The following is a 25074-nucleotide window of genomic DNA, read 5'->3' on the forward strand; positions in this document are numbered from 1 at the left end:
TTTAATTAAGATTCTCCTTTAAGTTGGAGTTGGTACATCTTATAATAAATCCCGCCTTTTGCAATTAACGTTTCATGTGTCCCACGTTCAACAATTTCCCCTTGATTCAATACTAATATTTCATCCGCGTCTTGAATCGTTGATAAGCGATGGGCAATGGCTATCGTTGTACGCCCTTTACGCATTCGGTTAAGTGATTGTTGAATCGCTTCTTCCGTTTCTGAATCTATATTTGCAGTCGCTTCATCTAAAATTAAAATTTTCGGGTCAATGGCCATTGTACGTGCAAATGCAATGAGTTGACGTTGACCACTGGAAAACGCCCCACCTTTTTCAATGACTTGGTGGTCATAACCTTTTTCTAGACTTTCAATAAATTGATCCGCATGAACGAATTGTGCTGCTGCTCGCACATCTTCACGTGCCATTGTCGGATGATAGAGCTTAATGTTGGAAGCAATCGTCCCATAAAACATAAAAGGATCTTGCAAGACGAGACCTGTATTTTGTTTTAACTGCTGATGCGAAAAATGTTTAATGGATTGTCCATCAATAAGAATGTCACCTCTATTAAATTCATAAAACCGCATAAACAGATTAATAATCGAACTTTTTCCAGATCCTGTATGCCCCACAAGTGCCACTGTTTGTCCCGGTTCAACCGTAAACGAAATATGTTTTAAAACATCATGTTCACCATCGTAACTGAACGAGACATCATCAAAGACAATGCGGCCTTCTGTGATTTCATGCTGGCTCTCTGCCTCTTGTAACGGCGCATGTGTTGGATTATCCATCATATTGAACACACGGCTCGCAGACACAATCGCTTGTTGGAAAATATTTAAGTTCTGACTCACTTGATTGACAGGTTCAAAAAAACGTTGCATGTATTGAATAAATGCATAAATGACCCCTGCCGTCACCGTAGATGAAAAACTTAAAATCCCAAAATACGCTAAAATCATCACGGTTGAAAAAGTCGCTAACATCGTGATTGCGGGTCGAAGTAACAATCCGTCAAGGCGAATCGTTTTCATCGTATAATCATAATGAGCGGCATTGATGGCCTTGAATTCGTCTCTTAACCGTGCTTCTTGGTTGAAAATTTGAATAATCTTCATCCCTTCAATCGATTCTCCAAGTTTCGTATTCAAGTCAGACAAACGGCGTCTTGTTTCATAAAAGTAGATCGATGCATATTTTCGATATACCGCTAAAACGATGAATACAAGCGGCATAAAGAGCAGTGCAAAAAATGCCATCCGAATATCTAGAACAAACATCATGATAAAACTTGCAATAATCATGAAAAAGGCGACTAAAAAGGAAGACAACACACCCGTAAACATCTCAACAATCGCTTCTGTATCATTCGTCAAACGAGAGACAATACTCCCACTTGGTGTCGCATCAAAAAACTTCATCCCTAGCCGACTAATCCGATGAAATGCATCGATTCTCAACTGTTGTATCACTTTAAAAGCAAGATACTGTAAATAATAAATACTTAAATAAGTCGTGACCGCACCAAAAAGTTGTATACCGATAAACACACTCAATAATACGATGAGATCATGACTCGGAAAATGCCGCGGTGTCAAATATTGGTCGATGAATACTTTGACTAAATAAGGTACCGACATGCTGGATAGCGTGGATAAAGTCAACATGGAGAAGGTGAGAAATATCAATTTTTTAAATGGAAATGTGTATCGAATGAGTCGGTATAACGCTCTCCCTTGCTCCTTTACCGTGAGTTGGACGTTACTTGCTTGTTCCTTCATTCGAATCACCTCCCCCTACTTCACTCTCCAAGTCTTGTGTCAGACGATTTTGCATCGCTTGCGCTTGAAATGTATCTGCATACCAACCTTCATTTTGAAGCAGTTCTTCATGCGTACCTTGTTCAATCACTGTCCCATCACGCATCACTATGATTAAATCGGCGTGCATCACGGCACTCATACGATGTGCCGTAATGATATTGGTTTTTCCTTGTCGTTCTTTTTTCAAGTTATTTAAAATCGCCGTTTCCGTTTCGGCATCGACTGCAGATAAGGCATCATCTAGTATAAGCACTTCTGGGTTCATCAATAACGCACGCGCTATCGAAATCCGTTGTTTCTGTCCACCTGATAGTGAAACGCCTCGCTCACCAACGACCGTGTCATACGCGGCAGGCAACGATAAAATATCTTGATGAATATGACTCATCGCACTGGCATGATACACGGCGTCATCTGAAATATCCGGTTGACTGAATGCGATATTCCCACGTATCGTCGAAGAAAACAAAAAATGCTCCTGTGGGACGTAGCCGAATTGCGCTCTATATTTTTCAATAGGATAATCACGAATCGGTTGATGGCCATATTGTATGTCTTCCGGACGTCGCGTATCAAACTCTCTTAACAATAACCGAATGAGCAAACTTTTACCTGCCCCTGTGTGACCTACAATACCGATAGTCGATCCCTGACGAACCGTGAAATGAATCTCTCGTAGATGGTTTACCGTGGCATCTTTAAATTGAAATGTTTCCAAATCAAATGTAATGTCTCCAGTGGGTGCTTCTGACAACTTCGGCTTTAAGACAATATCGTTTGGCACACGTTCAAGTGCTTGTATTCGATCATACGAAGCTGCACCTCTCTGAACAATGTTAAAGAAAAACCCTAATGCGAGGAGTGGCCAAACGAGCATCCCTAAGTAAGTCGTAAAGGTAATCAGTTGACCTAATGTCATTGAACCATCAATCACCATATAAGCGCCGAAAATAACACTCAATAAATAGCTCGCACCAATCACCAATTCAATCGTAGGATCAAATAAGGCATCAATTTTGGAAACAACTAAATTTTTTGCTACGACACGATCGCTCAATTGACGAAAATCTTCTTCATCCGCTGCCTCATAGCCAAATGATTTCGTCACTTTAACACCCGCAATACTTTCTTGTGTTTTATCATTCAACTGACTAAATGCCGCCTGTGCGTCTTTAAAGCCTTTATGTAATAATCGTCCATAGTGGCTCGTTAAAATCACTAAAAAAGGCAAAGGAATCATGGCGATAAGCGTCAGTTTAGGGCTGATTGTGATGAACATCATGAACAACGTCATTCCACCTGTAATCAACGCTTCTGAAATTGTCAATACACCGATTCCTGCTGTGTTTTGTACAGCTCGAATATCATTAGTCGCATGTGCCATTAAGTCTCCTGTACGATACTGCTGATAAAATGACGGACTCATTTGCGTGTATTTGTAGTAGAGACGCTCTCTTAATATACGCCCCAATTTCGCGCTCGCTCCAAAAAAACGTATACGCAAAAAGTAACGCAAACCGTATACGCAAATTCCGATTAAAAAAATCGTTAAGAGATAAAGTGTTAAATTTTGTGGTGTTAATGTTTTTGTCGTAATTCGATCAATCACAAAACCAATCATTTGTGGCGGAACTAAACTGGATGAAGCGGCGATTAACAAAGCGATCAACGCTGTGATATAACGCCACTTTTCTTCTTTTAGAAACCATCCCAATTGTTTAAAAACTTTCATGCTGTCACCCGCTTTCAATTGTTCCATTTCTATTTCTCAATTTTAATTGGGAAGTTCCCCAAAACAACATCATTACACTGACATTGCAATTTTTTGAACTGTATTTCAAAATGATGGATGTTGTCATCACGTTACAGTTCACAAAACATGAGCCATTCGATCCATTCACATGACACCTCGATGTCGGAATATTTCGATAAAGTTTCCATTATTAGCTTATCATAATTCTAAAAAAGTAACATTATAATTTTATAATCATCTTGAGATAAACAGCGCCATATTAAATACCTAAAAAAGAGGAAATAGAACGGTGACATACGTAGTGACGCTCAAAATGACAGAAAGTTAAAAAGAACTGGGGACGATTTAATATCCACTGATGGATTCAAAACACATTCTCAACATCATCTGTTCAACGTCGATGCAAGGATGTGTTGAACCACATTCAACAATTCCCGTTCAGTGGTCACGGTATACATTGGACGCCGATGCATTTGGGAAGGGATATGATGTCGTCGATTAAACCAAATCGCCTGCCATCCTACATTTAACGCCCCCAAAACATCATTTTCAAAGTGGTCACCAATGAAATACGTGGTGTGTGGTTGGACTTCTAACTGTTGGCCCACACGGTTAAAAATAGCCGGATTCGGTTTTGCTACACCGAGTTCAGCTGAAATAAATAGATGCGATTCTGGAAAATATGAATCCAACTTCAACGCTTTAATTTTTGCGCGTTGACGGTCAGATTCTCCATTTGTCACTATCCCCATTCGAACGCCTTGCGCAACGAGATAACGCAACAAAGTCGTCATCGTGTCTGATAAGGTCAAATGCTGTTGCGCCGTTTCGTAATCTTTTTGAAACGCCCGTGCTTTGTCTACAGGCAACGCAATATCAAAATCAGCGACTGCACGCGTAATACGTACTACGTGCATCGCCGATATAGACATGTGTCCAGATTGCGTCGCTTCGAATAACGCCTCCCCATATATTCGAAAATGACGATACAGCCGCTCTACACCGATTTGACTGTCACCAAAATGACGATAATAGGCATATTCAAAAGGTTGTAATTGATCATACAACGTGTCATCTAAATCAAAAATAATTGTATTGTTCATCATTCATCACCCCTTATCTCCAAATTGTTGACTGACGAAAATACCTTTATCTTATCCTGACATGTCCGCTCAAATTTGTCTATTCGTATGCACTCATTCAACGATTTGGGGATTCGAATCCATTGAATCTAATGCTTCTCGAATCGATTTTAAATACGCTTTTGTCGCTTCAATGCCTTCCTCTTGAAATCGACGAACAATTTCACTTCCAATAATCACGCCATCCGCAACCGTTGCGATATCTTTGACATGTTCAGGCGTACGAATACCAAATCCCGCCATAACAGGAATGTCCGTACACGCTTTAATATCCTTCATGTTCTGCTTCAACTCTGGATGAAACTCACCATTTTGTCCTGTAATTTGATTCATCGTAATCGTATAAATAAACCCTTCTGCAGCACGTGCAATCCGTTGTCGTCGTTCCGATGCAGCAGTCATCGCAATCAACGAAATGAATTTTAACCGACGATGAGGATAGCGTGCTTTCAATTGTGTCAGATATTCGTGCGGCATATCGGGAATAATCAAACCTTCAACCCCCGCCGCTTCTGCTTCAGCCATAAATGCCGCTTCACCATATGTTTCTATCGTGTGATAATAAGTCATGAGCAAATAGCGTGTGTCAATTTCATGTTTCATTGTTTTCAATTGGTCCATAATTTTTTGTGCAGTCATGCCTGCTTGGATGGCCGCTTGACCCGCTTTCATGATCACCGGTCCATCCGCAACTGGATCAGAAAATGGAATACCGATCTCTACATAATCTACACCGACTTCATCTAATGCTTTTAATTGCTCAACCATCTGTGTGCCACTCATGATGTATGCAACAAATTGTTTTCTTTGCATTGTTATGCTTCCTTTCCTTCTAGATAATTTTTGATTGTTTCCATATCTTTGTCACCTCGACCTGACACTGTGACAACTAAGATCTCATCCTTTGACATTTGAGGGGCAAGCTTTTCAACGTAGCTTAATGCATGTGCACTTTCAATCGCTGGAATAATCCCTTCTGCTTGAGTAAAACGAACTAACGCGTCCATCGCTTCGGTATCACTGGCCGTCACATAATCCACTCGACCGATATCATGATAATAACTATGTTCAGGTCCAACACCTGGATAATCTAAACCTGCTGAAATAGAATGGGCTGCCTTAATTTGATGCTGTTCATCTTGAATTAAATACATTCTCGTTCCATGTAGCACACCTTTTTTACCTTTATTTATCGCTAATGCATGTCGTTCCGAGTCGACGCCTTCACCCGCAGCTTCCACCCCGTACAACTTTACACTCGCATCTTGTACAAAAGGATAAAACGTCCCAATCGAGTTCGAACCGCCTCCAACACAAGCAACGACCGCATCTGGCAGACATCCCTCTTTCGCTTGAAGTTGTGTTTTAATTTCATCACCAATCACACGTTGAAAGTCACGTACCATCGTTGGAAACGGATCTGGACCGAGCGCTGATCCTAATAAATAATGTGTGTCGTCTACATGTGCCACCCAATATTGTAAAGCTTTGTTCACCGCATCAGATAATGTCCCTTGACCTTCCGTAACAGGGACGACTTTCGCACCAAGCAATCTCATACGAAAGACATTCAGTTGTTGGCGTCGAATATCTTCTTCTCCCATAAAAACAACCAGTTCCATATCAAACAATGCGGCAACGGTCGCACTTGCAACACCATGTTGACCAGCGCCTGTCTCTGCAACAAGTTTTTTCTTTCCCATTCTTCTCGCTAATAACGCCTGTCCTAAAGCATTGTTAATTTTATGAGCACCCGTATGATTCAAATCTTCACGCTTTAAATAAATTTTGGCGCCACCCAACATCTCCGTATAAGATGCCGCATATGTTAATGGGGATTCTCGTCCCACATAATCTTTTAAATAATGATGGTATTCTCGTTGAAATGTTTCATCATGCTTTGCCGCTTCATAGGCAACTTTTAATTCTTCAATTGCAGGAATTAATGTCTCTGGTACAAACTTTCCACCATACTCACCAAAAAATCCATTGTCATCTGCTTCTAATTGAATACGTTTCATGTTCATTCTCCTTTCAAAATCGTTGCAATTTTTGTCATTTTCACTTTATCTTTGATCCCTGTCTCTTTTTCGATACCACTTGCAATGTCCATTCCCGCGACATTCGGATAAGCATCAAGGAAATCTTGTATGTTATCTATGTTAAATCCCCCAGCGACCAAATAATCTCTCGTCGTCAATGCATGTAATTGCTGCCAATCAAACGTCTCTCCTGTTCCTCCCCAATTTGATGACGGGGTATCAATCAAAATTCGGTCGACAATCGGCTGATAGATCTGAATGTGCGCATTTAACAAAGGGCCTGCGGGAAGTGCTTTAAAAATTTGAATCTCTGGATAACGTTGCTGAAACGCCATCAGTTGTTCCGGTGATTCATCACCATGAAACTGGAGCGTATTGATGGCGGTCTGTTCCACAAGCGCGCTCAGTTCATCCATCGATGCATTCACTGTTACCGCCACGACATCTATCGTTTCGGGTATTGAACGAGACAGTTGCGCCAGACGTGACAGATCAACATATCGTTTACTTTTTGGATAAGTAATAAAGCCGATCGCTTGAATGTCACATTGTATTGCGTGCTCAATGTCTTCTTCGCGCGTAAAGCCACAATATTTAAGGTACATGTCACACCTCTTTCTTCAATTTGAAAGCTTGGAGCTGTGCTTTTGGATCGTCGGCTTTCATTAATGTTTCACCAATCAGTACACCGGATATCCCCGTACGTACGAGCGTTTCCATATCAGCAACGGTTTTAATACCACTTTCAGAAATATAGTGTACACCCGGTTGACGCTTCGTTAAGATTTCACCTGTATGCCGAATATCCGTTTTGAATACCTTTAAGTCTCTATTGTTGATGCCTATCAGTTGAGGCTGTATCCGATGCGCACGAGCCAACTCTTCCTTGTCATGGACTTCGACTAATACTTCTAACCCACATGCGATAGCATAATGATATAAACGCGACAAAGCTTCATCCGTCAATATATTCACAATTAATAAAATGATAGATGCCCCTGCTTTTTTAGCAACGTCAATTTGTCGTTCATCAATCATAAAATCTTTACATAATATCGGTACATCCGTATGTTGTGTCAATGTCGCCAATCGTTCATAACTTCCGCCAAAGTACTGTTCGTCTGTTAAAATTGAAATTGCCGAAGCGCCTCCCGCCGTATAACATTGCAACTGTGTGCACAAATCACGTTGCGGGATATCCGACACTGTAGGACTTTTTGACTTAATTTCTGCGATAACGCCTATCGTTTCATCACGCTCAAATTGTGCTGCTAATGTCGGTTTATGAGACACATCTATCCCATCTAGTGTGTCCAACAATCGGTCATAATACCCTTCAACCAATAATTTTTTCTTATATACAACAATGTCATCCAATATGGTCATACCGCAACACCTCTCGCTTGTTCATATTGTCGATACGCCGCACCTGAATCAATACAGTTCACTGCATGTGCAATGCCTTCTTCAATCGTTGCTGTTACCTCAGCAGTATAAAATGCAAGTCCTGCATTCAGTAATACTACGTCACGACGTACAGTGCGATCCGAACCATTTAAAATGTTGAGCGTTATTGCTTTATTTTCTTCTGGCGTTCCCCCTCGAAGCGCAGTATCCGGCGCATATCGTAGACCATAATCGATTGCATTAACCGTATATTCCCGGATACCTTGTGTTTGATCCATTTCAACGATTCTATTATCACCTGATAATGTCGCTTCATCCATACCATTTGCACCATGCATGACAATCGCTCTTTTACGTCCTAATCGATACAATACTTCTGCGATTTCTAACATTTTAGAGGCATCAAATACGCCCATCGCTTGGTAATCAAGTGCAAATGGATTAATGATCGGTCCGACAAGATTCAAAATTGTCGGTCTCCCCACTTTGACACGCACTGGTTGCATATGCTTCATGACAGGATAAGATTCCGTCGCACTCACAAAGGCCAAATGTGTCGCTTTTAACTGTGCCATCACCTGTTGAACTGGCGTCGTCGCAATCCCCATGACTTGTAGAAGGTCCATCCCTCCTGATCGTGATGTCACGCTTTTATTCCCATGCTTCACCACTTCAATCCCTCCGCTCGCCGCGACAAAAGAGACTGTCGTAGAAATGTTGAAACTATTAGAACCATCTCCACCTGTTCCACATACGCACATACTTCCTGGATAGCGTGGTTGTTCTGTGTACATCGTATGAATTAAACTTTCACATAACGCATACAATTCATCTGTTGTTTCACCTTTCATCGTATATGCGACAAGTAATGCGACCTTGTCTTCTAAAGGCGTTGTTTCGGATAATAACGTGCCGACAAATTGGCTCATTTCACTATGATTCAGCGTTTCAAAATTCATTATTTTATTGAGTAGTGTCATGTTTCAACACACCTTTCTTTACAATGATTAAAAAGTTATCAATTACACTTGCTACATCTTGACTGGCAAACGATTCAGGATGGTATTGAATCCCGTAATGAGGATGCTTTTTATGTTCAAAAGATTGAATACTGTCCGTTGTCCGACCTGTTATTTTTAAATCATTTGGCAGTGAATGCCTGTCACATATGAGTGAATGGTAACGCATGATTTCAGAATGTTCTGATATCCCAGCGTACAATGGGGTCGGTTCGCCAAACTGAAGCACATCTATTTTACCGTGCATCACTTTATCCGCAACGATGACCATCCCACCATAGTAACAATACAGTGCTTGGGCACCTAGACAAATTCCTAAAATTGGGAGAGACTTAAAATGATCAATAATTTCATGTAACCGTGTCGTATCTTCTGGATGCCCAGGTCCTGGTGAAATCACGACAGCAGTGGGTTGAATATCAAACAACGTCTCGTCATCCGGATACTTGACAATGACATGGGTCCTTTGCCGAAACATATCCACCAAGTTGTAAGTGAACGAATCATAATTATCGATAACTAATATCATAGTGTGACCTCCAGTAAACTTTTTGCTTTTAATCTCGTCTCCTCTAATTCTTTTTCCGGTATGGAATCATAGACGACACCACATCCTGCTTCAACATTTACAAAGATCTCATCAATGACCATCGTACGAATGGCCAATGCTAAATCCAACGTATGATCACAATTGATATAACCGACCCCACCACTGTAAACGCCTCTTTTTAGTGGTTGATTTTCATAAATCCGTTGAACTGCACGTAATTTAGGGGCACCTGACACCGTGCCAGTTGGCAATAAACTCGCAATGACATCAATTGGAGACAAGGTCGGATCAACATCCCCTGTCACTTCACTAACGATGTGCATCACATGCTCATAACGTTCAATTATCATTAATTTAGGCAGTTGCAACGTTCCTGGTTGTGCAATACGTAAAATATCATTGCGCCCTAAATCAACTAACATGCGATGTTCACTGAGTTCCTTCTCATCATTCAACAATATTTGAGCAAGCCGTTGGTCTTCTTCTTCCGTCATACCTCTTTTCGTCGTCCCTGCGATAGGATTGGTCATGACTTTACCTGCCTTGACCTTTACAAAGCTTTCAGGTGAGCTTCCAACTAATATAGGACCTCCCATATTGACATAAAACATATACGGGCTGGGATTATTGCGCTTCAATTTTTGATACAGTTGATACGTCAATGCATAGCGCTGACTTCCAAAATGATGGGCATATCGATAAATTCGAGACGGTACGACTTGAAACATATCACCGCGTTGAATGAGTGCTTTAAATTGTTGGACTTGTGCAATAAACGTGTCCGCATCCACATTTGTTTCAATCACTTTAGTTGGCAATTCAGGAACTTCTGTTGTTTCAAACAATTGAATGTTATCGAACTCATCAATCATCTGTTGCAAGCGCGCCGCCATTTCAGCTTGTGATGCCCCAGAAAACAAATTCGTCACGATGACATAAATTTGTTCTTTGTAATGATCAAAAACATACACTGACTCAATCATGTAGAAATGAACATCATGATGTCCTGTCTCTTTCGCTTCATATTGTTGAAGCATCGGAAAGGCATGACGGACTAAATCGAAACTGCAATACCCCATGAAACCTGAAATAAAGGGCAATGCTCGAAGTTCATCGCTATCAATCATCGCATGATAATCTCCTACGAATGCTTTGAGTTTTTCAAATGGTGCCGTTGTTTCATGAAAATGGTGTTGCGGCGTCTTAACCTCTAAATTCGATTCAGTTAAAGTGACTTCACCATATGTATCAAAGGCGACAACAGAATAACGCCCTTTTGTCTGCGATGTCGTCGCACTTTCGAAGACAATCTTATGTTGACGATGCCGAGCCAACGTTTCTGGATTAATTGGCGCGTCTAAAATTTGATATATCATATCCATTGAACTTCTCCTCCAAAACTGAAATAAAAAAACGCATGCGCACATCCCCAATAAAGGACGCTCGCACGCGGTACCACCTTTGTTAACAGTTTCAAACTGCTCTCTTTGTTTCATTATTCAATTGGTTGCTTCAAGTCAGACCCAATTCATTTGAAAGCGGTATAGACTTGCATCGACCGTCTATTTTCTGAAACTACCGTTATTTCAAACTACTTCATCTTCCCTCACAAAATATGCATGCACGAGTAACATTGCAAGCATTGTCACCATCATAAGACTCGTATCCGTCAAATACGGTGATACACCAGTGATGGCTTCAACCAAAAAAACACCACAGCCATCGTCTCTTCAATAAGGACGCGTTACCGTGGTGCCACCTTAGTTAACATGTGCTGATGCATCATGTTCGCTTTTTAATTTTAAATGAAATTGGTTCGTATATACAGATTGCCCAATTCATTTCTACGCTGTGCTAGCTTACATCTCCCGCTAGCTTTCTGTTGGCTACACACGTAAAAACTACATTATCAATCATACGAGTTATTTATCACACACTATACATCGATTTCGAAATCATGTCAACTCTAAAAATTCAAATCTATGAGGTGACTATTCATTTTGAGCTGCAAAGGCTTTCGAAATGGCGTCCAGTGTTTCCGGCGCATCGAGTACATCCATATGAACTTCCACGACGTGCATCGTATTCGGTTGTGCTTCAATGCGATCCATCGTTGCTTTAAGTTCATTCGTCGTACGCACATCATAAGTTGGGATAGCTTTATTGCCGAATAAAGCAGGCAATAATTTGTAATCCCATGTTTGAATATTATTGTATTCTGCTGTTTCACCATGAATTTTTTTCTCAACAGTATACCCTTCATTGTTAATGATAAATACGACTGGATTTAATTTTTGACGAATCATTGTCGACATTTCTTGTGCCGTTAACTGTAATGAACCATCACCAATTAACAATACATGACGGCGTTGAGGTGCTGCGAGCAAAGTCCCTAAAGTGGACGGCAAAGTATATCCGATTGAACCCCATAAAGGTTGTCCAATAAATGTCGTTGATGCTTCAAGCGCTAAGTTATATGCGCCAAAGAACGAAGTCCCTTGCTCAGCTAAGATGACATCTCCCTTGCGGACAAAGGTTTGCATTAATTTGAAATAGTTTTCCTGTGTCAATGGCGCATCGTTTAACACGTCATCGGCCTGACTTGCACTCGGCCATTGATATTGAGGAAAATCACCGTTATAACGGAAATCAATCATTTTTAAAACTTCAATGAGTTCAGCCAACGTCGGTTCTGTTGTTTCATAATCTCCTATTTTAACTTGATGATGATTCAACATCATCACAGCCTCATCAGGAAATTTTTGTGAAAATCCTGCCGTAGCAGAGTCCGTTAATTTTGCACCTAATGTCAATACTAAATCACTACCATCAACATAATCACGAATGGCTGTTTCAGCCACTTCACCATCATACATTCCCATATATTGAGTGCTTTCTTCGTTAAACGCACTCTTACCCAGTGATAATTGTGCAACGGGTAGATTTAATCGTTCCGCAACGGTTTGTACTTCATGTTGTAAGGCAAAACTATTGATTTCATGACCAACAATTAAAGTGACTTGTTTCGCATCATGCAGCTTTTTCGTTACTTTTTCCACAATATTGGATAAATCTTTTTCTTCTGTCGCCTGTGCATCGCCCACGTTATCAGGAATTTCAATTTCTCTCATTGCAATGTCTATTGGCAAATGAATGTGAACAGGGCGCTTTTCTTCAAGTGCCACTTTAATCATACGCGGAACTTCTATTAATGCATTTTCTTCAGAAAGTACGGTTTGTGCTGCTGTAATATGCGCGTACATTTTTTGATAATCATCAAATTGACCGTTACCTAAAGAATGGTGAACATAACTTCCGGCTTTCTCTACTGCTGTCGTAGGGCCTCCTGTAATTTGAATAACTGGGACGCGTTCTGCAAAAGAACCCGCAATCCCATTCACGGCACTCAGTTCCCCGACACCAAAAGTCGTGACCATCGCAGCGAGTCCATGTATCCGTGCATATCCATCTGCTGCATAACTTGCATTTAATTCATTCGTATTCCCTACCCAATCGATTGTTTGATGCGCCTCGATATCATCTAAAAATGACAAGTTAAAGTCCCCCGGCACACCAAAAATTTTGTCTACACCTTGTTTTGCAATTTCATCTATTAAAAATTGACCGACTCGTTTTTTCATTGTAATCCCGTCCTTTTCTCTCTTGATTGATTACAAATTACATTTTAGCGCGCAATCAATAAAAAGTCAATGTAGTTGACCTATAAACGTGAACTCCCTATTGAAAAAACAAAGTAAGACGCCTATACTTGTTGACAAGTCATCTCAATTAAAAGTCAAAAGTCACTGTCACTTCATGAAGGGAGTCATGATGAAATGTCAAAAATAAAAGGTCTTCTACTTACAATTGGAATTGCACTCTTAGCAACGCTACTCGGCCGCTTCTTCCCTATTATCGGTAGTGCTATCTTCGCTATGGTGATAGGGATGTTACTGAATAATATGTTGCAACTGCCCAATTCCTTTAAACCTGGAATTCAATTTAGTAATAAGAAAATTCTCCATTATAGTATTATCTTGCTTGGTTTTACTTTAAGCTTTAAATCGATTGGTACTGTCGGCCTTCAGTCACTTCCTATCCTTATTGTGACATTGCTGACTGCTTTCATCGTCGTTACATTAATCGTAAAATGGCTAAAAATCGATTTACATACCGGTATCCTAATTGGTGTAGGAACCTCTATATGTGGGGGCTCAGCCATCGCAGCAACCAGTCCTGTCATTAAAGCGAAAGAAGAAGTCATTGCCTTTAGCCTTTCCACTGTTTTCTTATTCAATCTCGTTGCTGTCATCATTTTCCCACCACTCGGTCATTTGTTCCACATGAGCCAAGAGGCGTTCGGTTTTTTCAGTGGAACCGCCATTAATGATACATCGAGCGTTGTCGCCGCAAGTGCCCTCTATGGTTCAAAAGCACTCGAAGTTGCGACAATTGTTAAACTGACACGAACACTCTTTATCGTGCCAATTACGATTGGTCTCGCCTTATGGATGGCAAAAAAACAACCGTCATCATACGCGCACGAACAACGTCAAATTTGGCAACTTATTCCTAACTTCATCATCTGGTTTATTCTGGCATCGCTAATCAGTACATTTTTGAACTTTTCGGAAGACGTCATTGCTATTTTCAAACAAGCATCACTCTTTTTCATCACTATTGCACTTGCAGGTGTAGGTCTCTCTGTCAAATTCAATCAATTCAAACGTGCAGGCATCAAACCGATTTTATTAGGCTTCATCGTATGGGCATCACTGATTATCACAAGTCTTATTATTCTCTCCATCATTAAAATTTAAAATGATAAGAAGAGGAAGATTCCCTGTCATCATATCTGTCTGTATTACTTTTCAAATTTCTTCCTATGTATAGGTGAAATGTTGTTCATTACGTTGGTCAAAATTGACACGTGCTATTCATCATTTGAACAAAATTACTTATAGTCATTTATAAATTAAAAAAACTTCATTATAATATAAATAAAAATAAATTATACTGATTGTCTTAACTACAATGTGAAATAAATAATATATCACTTCTAAGATAATTAGATATAAATTTGCATAAGAAGTAAAATGTGCTTTATTATAAAAGAATAGATAACTCTAAATTTAAAAACATTGAATTGTGCCATCGTACTCTATTTGATACACCACTTTTGAAATTTAAAATTTTTAACATCATGCCTTTGGACATGACACCAAATGCTTTAAAATTGAAAATACATCCCAACCATAGCAATCTCAGTACGAGTCAAACGCTAGGTCATCGACATGATTTTTAAATCACTATACTTCATCGCATCGCCATTGATTAAGCATGCTCGACCCTGTGATAGCGGCACAGCATCACCGAATCTTACTTTCAATAAGTGGGTCATACATCGAGGCAACAAGGATACGTGACATCAACCTGACCCATCCGCGTATGTACTTTTTAGACTGAATAAACAGGTGTTTTCCTTATTCCTATTTATTCAGAATACATATCCAATAGGAGCTGGAATATAATGATCAAACAACATTGGGCTCAAAAAGTAGTGAAAAAAGCATCATCCATCATTAAAGCTGAAGTACTTATTGCCAATAGAAGTGGTCAAATTATCGCATCATCACACACACCGCGCATTGGTGAGTTACATCGTGCTGCACGTCACGCAATCGAAAGAAACCTTCCGATTGAAATAGAAGGAGATGACGTTTCTTTTTGGAACGTCCAAGGTCCAGGCATTATCCTCCCTATCGAACGCCACGGAAGCGTTTACGGTGCACTGCTCGTTTCCGGTGATCCCGATGACATTAGAGCATACACCCACTTGTTAAAACTCAATGCTGAATTCATTGTCGATGAAGAATTAGAACATACCTCACGCTTTCAAGAAACATTATCTCGAACACAGATGCTTGCACATCTCTTATTTAACCCAACTGTTTATTTTCAAACCTATCAACGCAAAAATATGATTGAACGTTTAGGATTAGCAGAAGAATTTGCGGTGGCTTTAATTTCAACACAAAGTACAAGTAAATCAAAAACGACCGCGCTACGCGACACATTAGAAGCTTTGCGCCTACCCGGAGATGATATTATTGAGATTTCACCTCAGTCTTATGTCTATATCGTGAAATCAAATCCTAATCGTGGTAAATCTCATAGTGAATTAATTGAAGGGTTTGAGAAAAATGTACAAAGTGATGTATTCAAACGTACTTTAATTACGTTGGGGTCTTTTACGACAGGCGTCAAAGGATTGGTGCAATCCTACCATGAGGCACTATCGTTAAAGGCATTGTTGGATGATTTGAAGATTCAAGAAGGGTTGCATACGTATAAACATTACGAATTAGCAACGATATGTAATAATATTAGGAAATTCACGCCAGACAATGAGTCATCACTGGTCGCAAACTATAAAAAATTGCTCCATTTAGGTGAGGATAAATACTTAGGTGAAACGATTGAAGCTTATTTTAGAAATCATGGAAAGCTTGTGAAAACCGCGAATGATTTATTTATTCATCGAAATACTTTAAATTATAGAATTAAAAAAATCCATGAGATTACGGGATGGGATCCCAATACAATTGATGGCATTGTATTGCTCAGAATTTCCCAACTCCTTTATGAAGCTTCAGAATAATTGGCGCATCAATCAATGAGACAACAAACCATTGCGCATGACGATAGACTTCTGATTTGCGGCCACCTGCGCAATAGGACGTCGTCCAAACGCAATCGTTCTGCATTACCCGTCCTTGTTTCGCGCTTATTTCAAACGTGAACAAGGACGAGAACCGCTTGTTCTGACATCTCATCCATCATTATAATAGAACGATCGCAATGGGCTGTGATTCAGCCGTATATGCGTATTCCGTTCTTGACAGAGCACATGAGAGAACACCCATCTCAATCCTTGTTACCATACGTTAAGGTGTAACGTATAACCTTTCACCTATAATCACACGTATGAGACCGTCTATCCTATTTCTTTATATCCATAAACCCTATTGTTCGATTTGATATAAGTTGGGGTGAAGCCCAATACTAGGGAGATCAAAACCAATCGTATGAACTGTCGCTTGTTGACCTTCCCGAATTTCTTTTTGAATTGCTTTGCTATCCCATTTCCCGTGCAATAATATATCATTGTTTTCTATTTTAATCGTTCGATCCCCTTGTTTGAGGACAATCCATTGGGTCGTCCCTGTCGTCAAATCGTGGTGTTCACGATATTTTTCAACGACGACACCTTTGTACGTTTGACGATTTAACTCTGGAATAAAAGTCCCCATACCAATAAAAAGTATGCCTATAATCAATACGACAATAAAAATCAACTTCATCTTGTTGTTGCCTATTTTCTGAAAAACATCATATATATAATCTTTTGGTTTTTTCATCATCATCGCTCCTATCACCCGCATTATATCGGATATACGATGAAATGCCTAGCCTCTATTGCGATATTAGCCATCAACTTACCGCGTTATGAAGTGCTTGTCGCTTCTCCAAATAGACTTTACCAATCCGCAATGCCGCCTGTCTTCCACCCATAATATTACGCGCAAATGGACCTAAAGCCAGATCTGCCAACATGCCTGACACATAAATCTGAGGAACCCATTCTAATTGTTTCGAGACTTGAGGATAACCTGCAACGAACTGCGCTTCTGGTAAACGTGCAATATCTTGAATTAAAGGTTGTGTCATGACATCAGGAACAAAGCCTGTCGCTAGATAAATACCGTCATACTTTATTTGAGTGTCTCCTGCAATAATGTGGTGATCAGTCAGTTGCTCAATTGGTTCATGGTGCACGACGAGACGTCCCAATTTTTCATAGTTTTTCAACGTCATATACATGTCTCTTGGCATCGACCCTTTATGACGTTCCACTTTGTTAACGCGCATTCTTTCAAACAACGGCAATGCTTCAAAAGGTTTCATATTTTTCGGCCCTAGCCAAGCGGGGTCTGCATCAAAATGATGAATATCAAACGGCTTTTTCATCCATAAATGTACCGTTTTATCTTGATGTTCCGTGATTAATTTGATCACAAGATGTCCCGCCGAAATCCCACTGCCCACAACATGAGACACTTCCATATGGTGATCAATCGTTCGACTATGGATATGTTGTACATCAGGTTGATTTTGAAATATTTCTGGAATCAGCGGTGTGTGATGTGTCCCCATCGCTAACACCACATGCTGTGCTTGAATCTTTTGACCTTGCGCTAATGTCACTTCCCAATATGCCCCTCTTTTAACGATATGTTGACCCTTTTGACAAATATGACAACGTTCCAATTCAAAGTGGTCAATCCATGCACGCGAATGATCGAAAAACATATCTAATCTAGGCCGTTGATATGGCCCTTTCATCGGCTGTACATATCCTTCTTTTCGCGCAAATTTTTTTAAATCAAATGGCTCGGGATGACAATGATGGACTAACGGCGATCTTAAATAACGCATCCCGATACGCTGAGTCTGTCTATCAAATTGTGCCATCAAACGAGGATGTGGGTCAATGATTCTCAGCTGTTCCGTTGATAAACCGAGTTGTCGAAGTTGTAAGGCGATTGTTGTGGCATGGACGCCACCCCCAATAATTACCCATTCATATATCATAGCGTTCACTCTTTCTAAATAGTAATAATTACGATTTATGATAAATGAAAATCATTCTCATTGCAACCTTTATTCTCCCTATGACACAAGATTTGATTCAAATGATGTCGCATGCCACTACGCACACAAAACGGCATAAAACGCCATTCTTCTCACATGCGTCTCTCATCTTCGTGTCAAAAAAAACAAGTCATACTCGACACCACCGCTCAATTTATAAACGTTCCAAATTATATTTAATAAATAATTTTTATAGATTCATTATTTTTGATTATTTAATTTAAAATAATAGTAAGTCTTTCAACATAGTAAGTGTAAAAATATATTTTAAAAATAACGTTTAGGCATTTATTTTAAACACTTAGGCAAAAGTAATCTTTTAAAATTATAAATTTATTAAACTTTTGATATACCAATTATTAAGGAGTTGTTTTAATGTATAAATTGTCAAAAGTTGTGTTAACAGGCGCTTTAACTTTGTCACTCTTGCCAGTATCGAATCCTGCAGTTGCTGAAACGTCAAATCAAACACCTCTCAAGCAAGATTTTCAAACACTAGTGTCAGAAAAATCTGACGCACCAAAAGTCCTTAAAGAACTGCCACATGATATTAAAAAGAACTATGCCGATTATCGTGTTGTAGACGTTAAGAACGACAATCTTGGTTTTAAGCATTACACACTTCAACCTGTTGTAAACAATGTTTATGCGACAAATAAGGAAGTTAAAGTTCACGTCAATGCGAAAAATGAAGTTGTACTCGTTAATGGAGAAACTAATGCGAAAAAAGTAGACCCTTCTAATGCCGTCTCTATTTCTAAGGAAGATGCTGTCGCGTCAGCATTCAAAAATGTGAATCTTAATCGTGAAAAAGCCAAAAACTTAGAAGATAAAGTCGTCAAGAAAAATACTGTGGAGATTGATGGAACACGAAATAAATATGTCTATCATATCGAATTAGTTACGACAACGCCTACTGTAACGCATTGGGATGTTAAAATCGATGCTTCAACAGGTGAAGTCCTAGAAAAAACAGACCTTGTCCAACACGCAGCAACGAAAGGAACAGGTCGTGGTGTGCTTGGTGATACAAAATCAATCAATATTAATAGTATTAGCGGAGGTTATGCATTGGAAGATGTCACTAGCCCAGCCGTCATGTCTGCATATACTTTAAATCCTGCGACAGGAGAAGCAGATTTAATGACAGACAAAGATAAATCTTTCATTGATAAAGAACAAAGTGCCGGTGTAGATGCCAACGATTATGCTAAAAAAGTTTATGATTATTATAAATCAACATTCAACCGTGCTTCCTATGACGACCGTGATAGTGATATTGTATCGATTACACATGTCAATAACTATGGTGGCCAAGATAATCGTAACAATGCCGCATGGATTGGGGATAAAATGATTTACGGTGATGGGGATGGTGTCACATTTACAAACTTATCTGGTGCCGACGACATCGTTGCACATGAAATTACACACGGTGTCACACAAACAACGGCAGGACTTGAGTATCAAGGACAACCCGGCGCATTAAATGAAAGTTTTTCAGACGTCTTTGCACATTTTGTAGACAACCAAGACTTCTTAATCGGGGAGGATGTATACACACCAGGTCGTCCAGGTGACGCGCTACGCAGCATGTCTGATCCCGAACTGTACAATCAGCCTTCACATATGAGTCGCTACGTCTACACATCCAATGATAATGGCGGGGTGCATACCAATTCAGGTATTCCCAATAAAGCGGCTTATTTAACAATCACTCGACTTGGACAAACACGCTCAGAACAAATTTACTATCGTGCATTAACAAGCTACCTCACTACAACTTCAAATTTTAGAGATGCCAAAGCGTCATTGTATCAATCGGCCGTTGATTTATACGGCCAAGAAACTGCGAATCAAGTTAAAAAAGCGTGGGAAGAAGTTGGGGTTTAATCTATCGCAATGAAGCCGTTCTCGTAAATAGAATGACGTCTATTTCAGGAATGGACTCAAAAACGTCATCCCATTATGGCTCAATGCGTATTCAAACAAAATCACATGTTTGTTCCGCTAAAGCGTGTCTAATGAGAACGAAAACCTATTGAATCGTTGACCATTGACTCATCCAAATGGGCCGTATGACAAAGACGTTCGGTTTGCTCGGATGATTATCGAATACTGCATTAAATTATGTTTTGCCCCATAAAAACGCACCCCTAAAAGTTGGAATTTTTAAGTCCTACTTTGGGGGTGCGTTTCATTTTCTCAATGATTGAATGAAGGAAGTCCGAATGACAGTACATCTCATTCATTTTCCATCATGATGCTGTTGACATGACGATCATTTTTTAAAATAGCCCTTTGATAGGTAGCGATTGAACCTCGACACCTAAAAGAGATGCTTCATTAGCTCCAAGCGTATCTTACAATTGCATATATACAATATGCGTACGCAAATATTCTTCTAAACCGTGCTTGCCATCTGCGCCACCAATTCCTGAATGTTTCACACCTGCATGGAAACCTTGCATCGCTTCAAAGTTTTCACGATTAATATACGTTTCACCAAATTCAAGACGATCCACTGCTGTAAAAGCCGTCTTTAAGTTTTGTGTATACACAGATGAAGTTAAACCGTATTGCGTATCATTTGCCAATTCAATCACTTCATCAAATGTTTTGAAAGTAATCAAAGGTAACACAGGTCCGAATATTTCTTCTTGCACGATGGCCATTTCATTCGTACAGCCGTCGATGACAGTTGGGGGATAAAAATAACCTTTTTCTGTAGGTAATGTCCCACCTAATAACAGTTCTCCTCCTGCTTCTACTGCTGATTGTACAATGCGATGTACATTTTGTTGTGCTTTCTTACTAATTAATGGTCCCATTGCACTTTCTTTATGTGTGTTAGGATTGCTGTATTGAATTTGAGACATCTTATTAACCAATTTTTCAACGAATGCCTCTTTGATATTTTCATGAATATACACGCGTTCTACACAGTTACACACTTGTCCTGTATTAATAATACGTGACGCAACAATATGCTCAACTGTCGCATCTAAATCTGCATCTTCAAATACAATCGCCGGTGCTTTCCCACCAAGTTCCAAGTTCACTTTCGTTAATGACTGACTCGCAGAAGCCATCACTTGCTTTCCAGCTGGCTCACTACCTGTCAACGATACAAGCGCCACTTTCTCATGTTTGGCTAATACTTCACCAATGACACGACCTGAGCCATTAATCAAGTTAAACACCCCTTGAGGTAAACCCATTTCATGAACAATCTCTGCAAAGATTTGTGCATTTAAAGGCGTTTCGACTGAAGGTTTCACCACAATCGTATTCCCTGTTAATAACGCCGGTGCCATTTTACGTGCGATTAAGAAAAACGGAAAGTTCCATGGTAAAATCCCTGTTGTCACACCGAGCGGCTTTTTATACAAGAAAATATGTTCATCTTGACGGTCGCTTTGAATGATTTCACCTTCATAACGCCGTGCCCATTCTGCCATATAATCTAAATAATCTGCTGTAAAAAACACTTCCGTTTCGGCGAGAGCGTGGACTTTACCCCCTTCTTGAATAATCGTCTCAGTAATCTCAGCCGCACGCGCCCGGATACCTTCTGCAATTTGACGTAAATAGGCGCCACGTTCAATAGCAGGTAAAGCAGCCCATGACTTTTGCGCACGATCTGCATGTTCAATGGCTTCATTAGCCCGTTCCGTATGCCCTGTTGGAACATGGGCAATGACCTCTTCCGTTGACGGGTTCACCACCTCAATGATCTGTTGCGCGTCTCCCTCTAAAAATTCACCATTCACATAATCTTTTAATACTTTCACCATTCAATAACCCCCTTATATGACGCAAAAACGTGTTTATTCGTCTTCGTGTATGAGTTTAAATCCGTGTGCAACTGTTGAAGCTTTATGCAACCATTTCAATGTCACATTTGAACCATCAATGAGCACGTCGACCTCATCTGCTGAATTTAACGCTTCAACATGCTTCACCTGTTTCAATTGATCTAATTGAATCGTCACGGTTTCATCGATTTGACCTGTTAAAAAGGCGTAAGTCACATCTTCTTTTTGAGTGAAGTAAACATGAGTCTGATTGTTCAATTGAACTGAAGGCTGTGCACTTGGTCGTGTACCATATATACCTTCACCATTGATGGCTAACCAATCACCGAGCTGATGCAGGCGCTCGACTTGAATTTCAGGAAGGGTTCCATCTGGACGAGGTCCCACATTGAGTAATAAGTTACCATTTTTACTAACGACTTCAATCAATAAAGTCACTAGCTCTTCTTCTGAAATGGTTTCTTCATCCCCTTCGTTACTATTAAAAGCGAATGAATAGCCCATACCTCTTGTATACTCCCATTTCTTTTGCGCTGCTTGATGATCGTTAGAGTACTCTTTCGTATCAAAATCTTCCCATGTTTCAAACGCTTCAGGGGGATGATTCCAGTTTGGCGCATTTTTTTCAATGTGCCAACGATCATTGACTACACCTTCTGGTACCTTATTGTAGTAATATGCAAACAAATGTTTGACATCCTCTAATCCCTTATCTGGCCAACCAATATCATTCCATAAAATATCAGGTTGGTACTTTTCAATCAATTCAGCAAATTGTTTAAATGCATAATCTGCAAAATCATATGTGATTGGACGTACATACTTCACATCTTCAAATGTAACAATCGGCTCAAACGTAAAGCGCCAGTTCAACCCACCTGAATAATAGTGACCCATTTTCATATTTTTTTGTCGCACCGCTTCAGTCAGTTCTCCGACTAAATCTCGTTTCGGTCCTTTTGTCGCAACACTATATTCTTGGTTGTATCGACTCGGCCATAAATTGAAGCCATCGTGATGCATCGTCGTTAATACAACATATTTTGCACCTGCTTTTTCAAACAAAGATGCCCACGCTTCTGGGTCCCATTTTTCAGCTTTCCATAAATCCGCAAACCGCTCATATTCAAAATCTTTGCCATACGTTTCTTCATGATGCTTAGCAGTGGGACTCCCAGCAATACGTAAAGTGTTCAGATACCATTCTGAATAAGGATTTAATGTAAAATGTAGATCCCGATCAATTTCTCCAAACTTTCCTTCCGTATTTGCCCAATGTGGAACAGAATAAGGTCCCCAATGGATAAAAATACCAAACTTCGCATCATCAAACCATTGCGGTAATGGATGTTGCTTTAGCGATTCCCAACTCGGTGTATAATACATATTTTCCGTACCTCCTGTATATTCTCTATTCACGATGCACGCGATTTTCTAAATCTTTTACAATTTCTGGATAAATTTTATCAAGTTTATAGAACAACATAATGATGAAAATAATGACCGCTAAAATAATTGGTAGATGAATAAAAATAAATTCAATTACTGTGTAAACACTCTCTGGTTGTTGTGAATGATTACGTCCACTCACATGGCCACCAAATTCTAAAATCCATCCTGTAATCGCGCCTGATAATCCTCCAGCTAAAGTTGTACTGAATGTGCCGCCGCTATAAATCATTCCTTCGTTACGGATGCCTTGCTTCCATTCACCATATTCGATTGTATCGGCCAACATCGCATACGCGCTTCCCATCATCGGTGCAAAACCTAAACCTCTTAAAATTGAAGTTGCGTAAACCAACATGAGACTGTCTGTTTTAATCAACATCAATGCACTACCGATAACAACTAAAATCAATCCAAATAAAATAAGCGGTCTTCTATTAAAATACTTCAATAGGAATGGTGTACAGAAAAAGCCAGCTAACATAGGAATTGTGAAAAATAGTGACATCGCACCTACAACACTCGTATCTTTTAAAATGTAATCTGCGTAATAAACGTTTGTTCCTGTCATCATACCGAGTAATACCCATGACAACAACATAATGCCAAAAATCATAATCCAATATTTGTTTGTAATCAATAATTTGAATGACTTCATCAATTTAATTTCTCTATCTTTTTTCGTTTGCGTTACACGTTCTTTCGTAAATTTGAAAGTAAACATAAAAATAATTACCATCAATACGCCATAAATAATTGCAACATATTGCCAAGCATGTGCGTCGCCGCCAAATGCTTTAACAGCAGGAATCGTTACATTTGAAATCACAAGCATCATAACGAAGAATGAAATCATACGGAATAAGTTTAAATTATTTCGTTCTTTAGAGTCTTGTGTAATCAATGCACCCAACGTCCCATAAGGAATGTTACTCGTCGTATAGATTAAAAAGTAAAGGTTCAAAATCAGTACGACATACCAATTCAGTGCGGATTCACTCCAATTGGTCGGCATACTAAATACCAGAACGGTTGAAATTGCAAGCGGCACTGCTGACCATAACACCCACGGTCTCGCTTTACCCCATTTCGTGCTTGTTTTATCTACAACATACCCCATTAAAACGTTCGTAATGGCATCAAAAATACGTGTGAAAAATAATACACTCCCTAAAAACGCTGCAGAAATCCCAATGACATCTGTGAAATAGTACATGGAGAAACTTCCTACCATTACGGCCGCAAATGCAGTTGCCCCATCACCGGCACCATATGCAAGCTTTTCCCTCACTGATGCTTTGTAATTCATACCTGATTGTTTTGACATATTAATCCCCTCAATTCTTTATT

At 39.7% G+C, this 25074-nt stretch carries 19 protein-coding genes; 3 read left to right on the forward strand and 16 right to left on the reverse strand.

Annotated features, from left to right (window positions below):
• Positions 1-5: 5 nt before the first annotated feature.
• From B5P37_RS04275 to B5P37_RS04325, 11 genes are all read right to left on the reverse strand, one after another.
• Positions 6-1787 carry an ABC transporter ATP-binding protein gene (locus tag B5P37_RS04275; protein WP_085237065.1) on the reverse strand — a complete coding sequence of 594 codons (1782 nt, stop codon included), beginning with the start codon at positions 1785-1787 and terminating at the stop codon, positions 6-8.
• A complete protein-coding gene (locus B5P37_RS04280) occupies positions 1768-3561 on the reverse strand; it encodes an ABC transporter ATP-binding protein (protein ID WP_085238413.1) in 1794 nt (597 codons plus the stop codon). The genes B5P37_RS04275 and B5P37_RS04280 overlap by 20 nt, the downstream gene beginning before the upstream one ends.
• 404 nt (positions 3562-3965) lie before the next feature.
• A complete protein-coding gene (locus tag B5P37_RS04285) occupies positions 3966-4685 on the reverse strand; it encodes an HAD family hydrolase (protein ID WP_085237066.1) in 720 nt (239 codons plus the stop codon).
• Positions 4686-4778: 93 nt separating this feature from the next.
• Positions 4779-5537 (reverse strand): tryptophan synthase subunit alpha, encoded by a 759-nt coding sequence (gene trpA / locus B5P37_RS04290; RefSeq protein ID WP_085237067.1) that lies wholly within the window; start codon positions 5535-5537, stop codon positions 4779-4781.
• Between the two features lie 2 nt (positions 5538-5539).
• Positions 5540-6745 (reverse strand): tryptophan synthase subunit beta, encoded by a 1206-nt coding sequence (trpB, locus tag B5P37_RS04295; RefSeq protein WP_085237068.1) that lies wholly within the window; start codon positions 6743-6745, stop codon positions 5540-5542.
• A 2-nt stretch (positions 6746-6747) separates the two neighbouring features.
• Entirely contained in the window at positions 6748-7371 is a 624-nt protein-coding gene (trpF, locus tag B5P37_RS04300) for a phosphoribosylanthranilate isomerase (protein WP_085237069.1), read from the reverse strand.
• Position 7372: 1 nt separating this feature from the next.
• Complete coding sequence (trpC, locus tag B5P37_RS04305; protein ID WP_085237070.1) at positions 7373-8152, reverse strand: indole-3-glycerol phosphate synthase TrpC; 780 nt, start codon at positions 8150-8152, stop codon at positions 7373-7375.
• Positions 8149-9153: an anthranilate phosphoribosyltransferase gene (trpD, locus tag B5P37_RS04310; RefSeq protein WP_085237071.1), complete on the reverse strand. Its 1005-nt coding sequence runs from the start codon at positions 9151-9153 to the stop codon at positions 8149-8151. The genes trpC and trpD overlap by 4 nt, the downstream gene beginning before the upstream one ends.
• Positions 9137-9721 (reverse strand): anthranilate synthase component II, encoded by a 585-nt coding sequence (locus B5P37_RS04315; RefSeq protein WP_085237072.1) that lies wholly within the window; start codon positions 9719-9721, stop codon positions 9137-9139. Before B5P37_RS04315 ends, trpD begins: the two co-directional genes overlap by 17 nt.
• Positions 9718-11124, reverse strand: a complete 1407-nt coding sequence (locus B5P37_RS04320; RefSeq protein ID WP_085237073.1) for an anthranilate synthase component I — start codon at positions 11122-11124, stop codon at positions 9718-9720. The genes B5P37_RS04315 and B5P37_RS04320 overlap by 4 nt, the downstream gene beginning before the upstream one ends.
• Before the next feature lie 609 nt (positions 11125-11733).
• Positions 11734-13383, reverse strand: coding sequence for an alpha-keto acid decarboxylase family protein (locus B5P37_RS04325; RefSeq protein WP_085237074.1), 1650 nt, complete (start codon positions 13381-13383; stop codon positions 11734-11736).
• A 195-nt stretch (positions 13384-13578) separates the two neighbouring features.
• Between B5P37_RS04325 and B5P37_RS04330 the strand changes: the two genes are divergently transcribed.
• On the forward strand, positions 13579-14562 hold the full coding sequence (locus B5P37_RS04330) for a YeiH family protein (protein WP_085237075.1): 984 nt from the start codon (positions 13579-13581) through the stop codon (positions 14560-14562).
• A 710-nt stretch (positions 14563-15272) separates the two neighbouring features.
• Complete coding sequence (locus B5P37_RS04335) at positions 15273-16403, forward strand: sugar diacid recognition domain-containing protein (protein WP_085237076.1); 1131 nt, start codon at positions 15273-15275, stop codon at positions 16401-16403.
• A gap of 364 nt (positions 16404-16767) precedes the next feature.
• On the opposite strand, the gene B5P37_RS04340 is transcribed toward B5P37_RS04335, so the two are convergent.
• Positions 16768-17163, reverse strand: coding sequence for a hypothetical protein (locus B5P37_RS04340; RefSeq protein WP_085237077.1), 396 nt, complete (start codon positions 17161-17163; stop codon positions 16768-16770).
• Positions 17164-17236: 73 nt separating this feature from the next.
• A complete protein-coding gene (locus tag B5P37_RS04345) occupies positions 17237-18397 on the reverse strand; it encodes an FAD/NAD(P)-binding protein (RefSeq protein ID WP_085237078.1) in 1161 nt (386 codons plus the stop codon).
• A 435-nt stretch (positions 18398-18832) separates the two neighbouring features.
• Here B5P37_RS04345 and B5P37_RS04350 point away from each other — a divergent pair, with 435 nt between their 5' ends.
• On the forward strand, positions 18833-20350 hold the full coding sequence (locus tag B5P37_RS04350) for a M4 family metallopeptidase (protein ID WP_085237079.1): 1518 nt from the start codon (positions 18833-18835) through the stop codon (positions 20348-20350).
• A 470-nt stretch (positions 20351-20820) separates the two neighbouring features.
• On the opposite strand, the gene aldA is transcribed toward B5P37_RS04350, so the two are convergent.
• Genes aldA through B5P37_RS04365 form a run of 3 tightly spaced genes read right to left on the reverse strand, consistent with a single transcriptional unit; the run spans position 20821 to position 25051 of the window.
• Positions 20821-22254 carry an aldehyde dehydrogenase gene (gene aldA, locus B5P37_RS04355; protein WP_085237080.1) on the reverse strand — a complete coding sequence of 478 codons (1434 nt, stop codon included), beginning with the start codon at positions 22252-22254 and terminating at the stop codon, positions 20821-20823.
• A 33-nt stretch (positions 22255-22287) separates the two neighbouring features.
• Positions 22288-23694 (reverse strand): alpha-L-fucosidase, encoded by a 1407-nt coding sequence (locus tag B5P37_RS04360; protein WP_244898637.1) that lies wholly within the window; start codon positions 23692-23694, stop codon positions 22288-22290.
• Positions 23687-25051 (reverse strand): MFS transporter, encoded by a 1365-nt coding sequence (locus B5P37_RS04365; protein ID WP_085237082.1) that lies wholly within the window; start codon positions 25049-25051, stop codon positions 23687-23689. The genes B5P37_RS04360 and B5P37_RS04365 overlap by 8 nt, the downstream gene beginning before the upstream one ends.
• Positions 25052-25074 lie beyond the last annotated feature (23 nt).

The organism is Staphylococcus lutrae (assembly GCF_002101335.1).
Classification (GTDB): Bacteria; Bacillota; Bacilli; order Staphylococcales; family Staphylococcaceae; genus Staphylococcus; species Staphylococcus lutrae.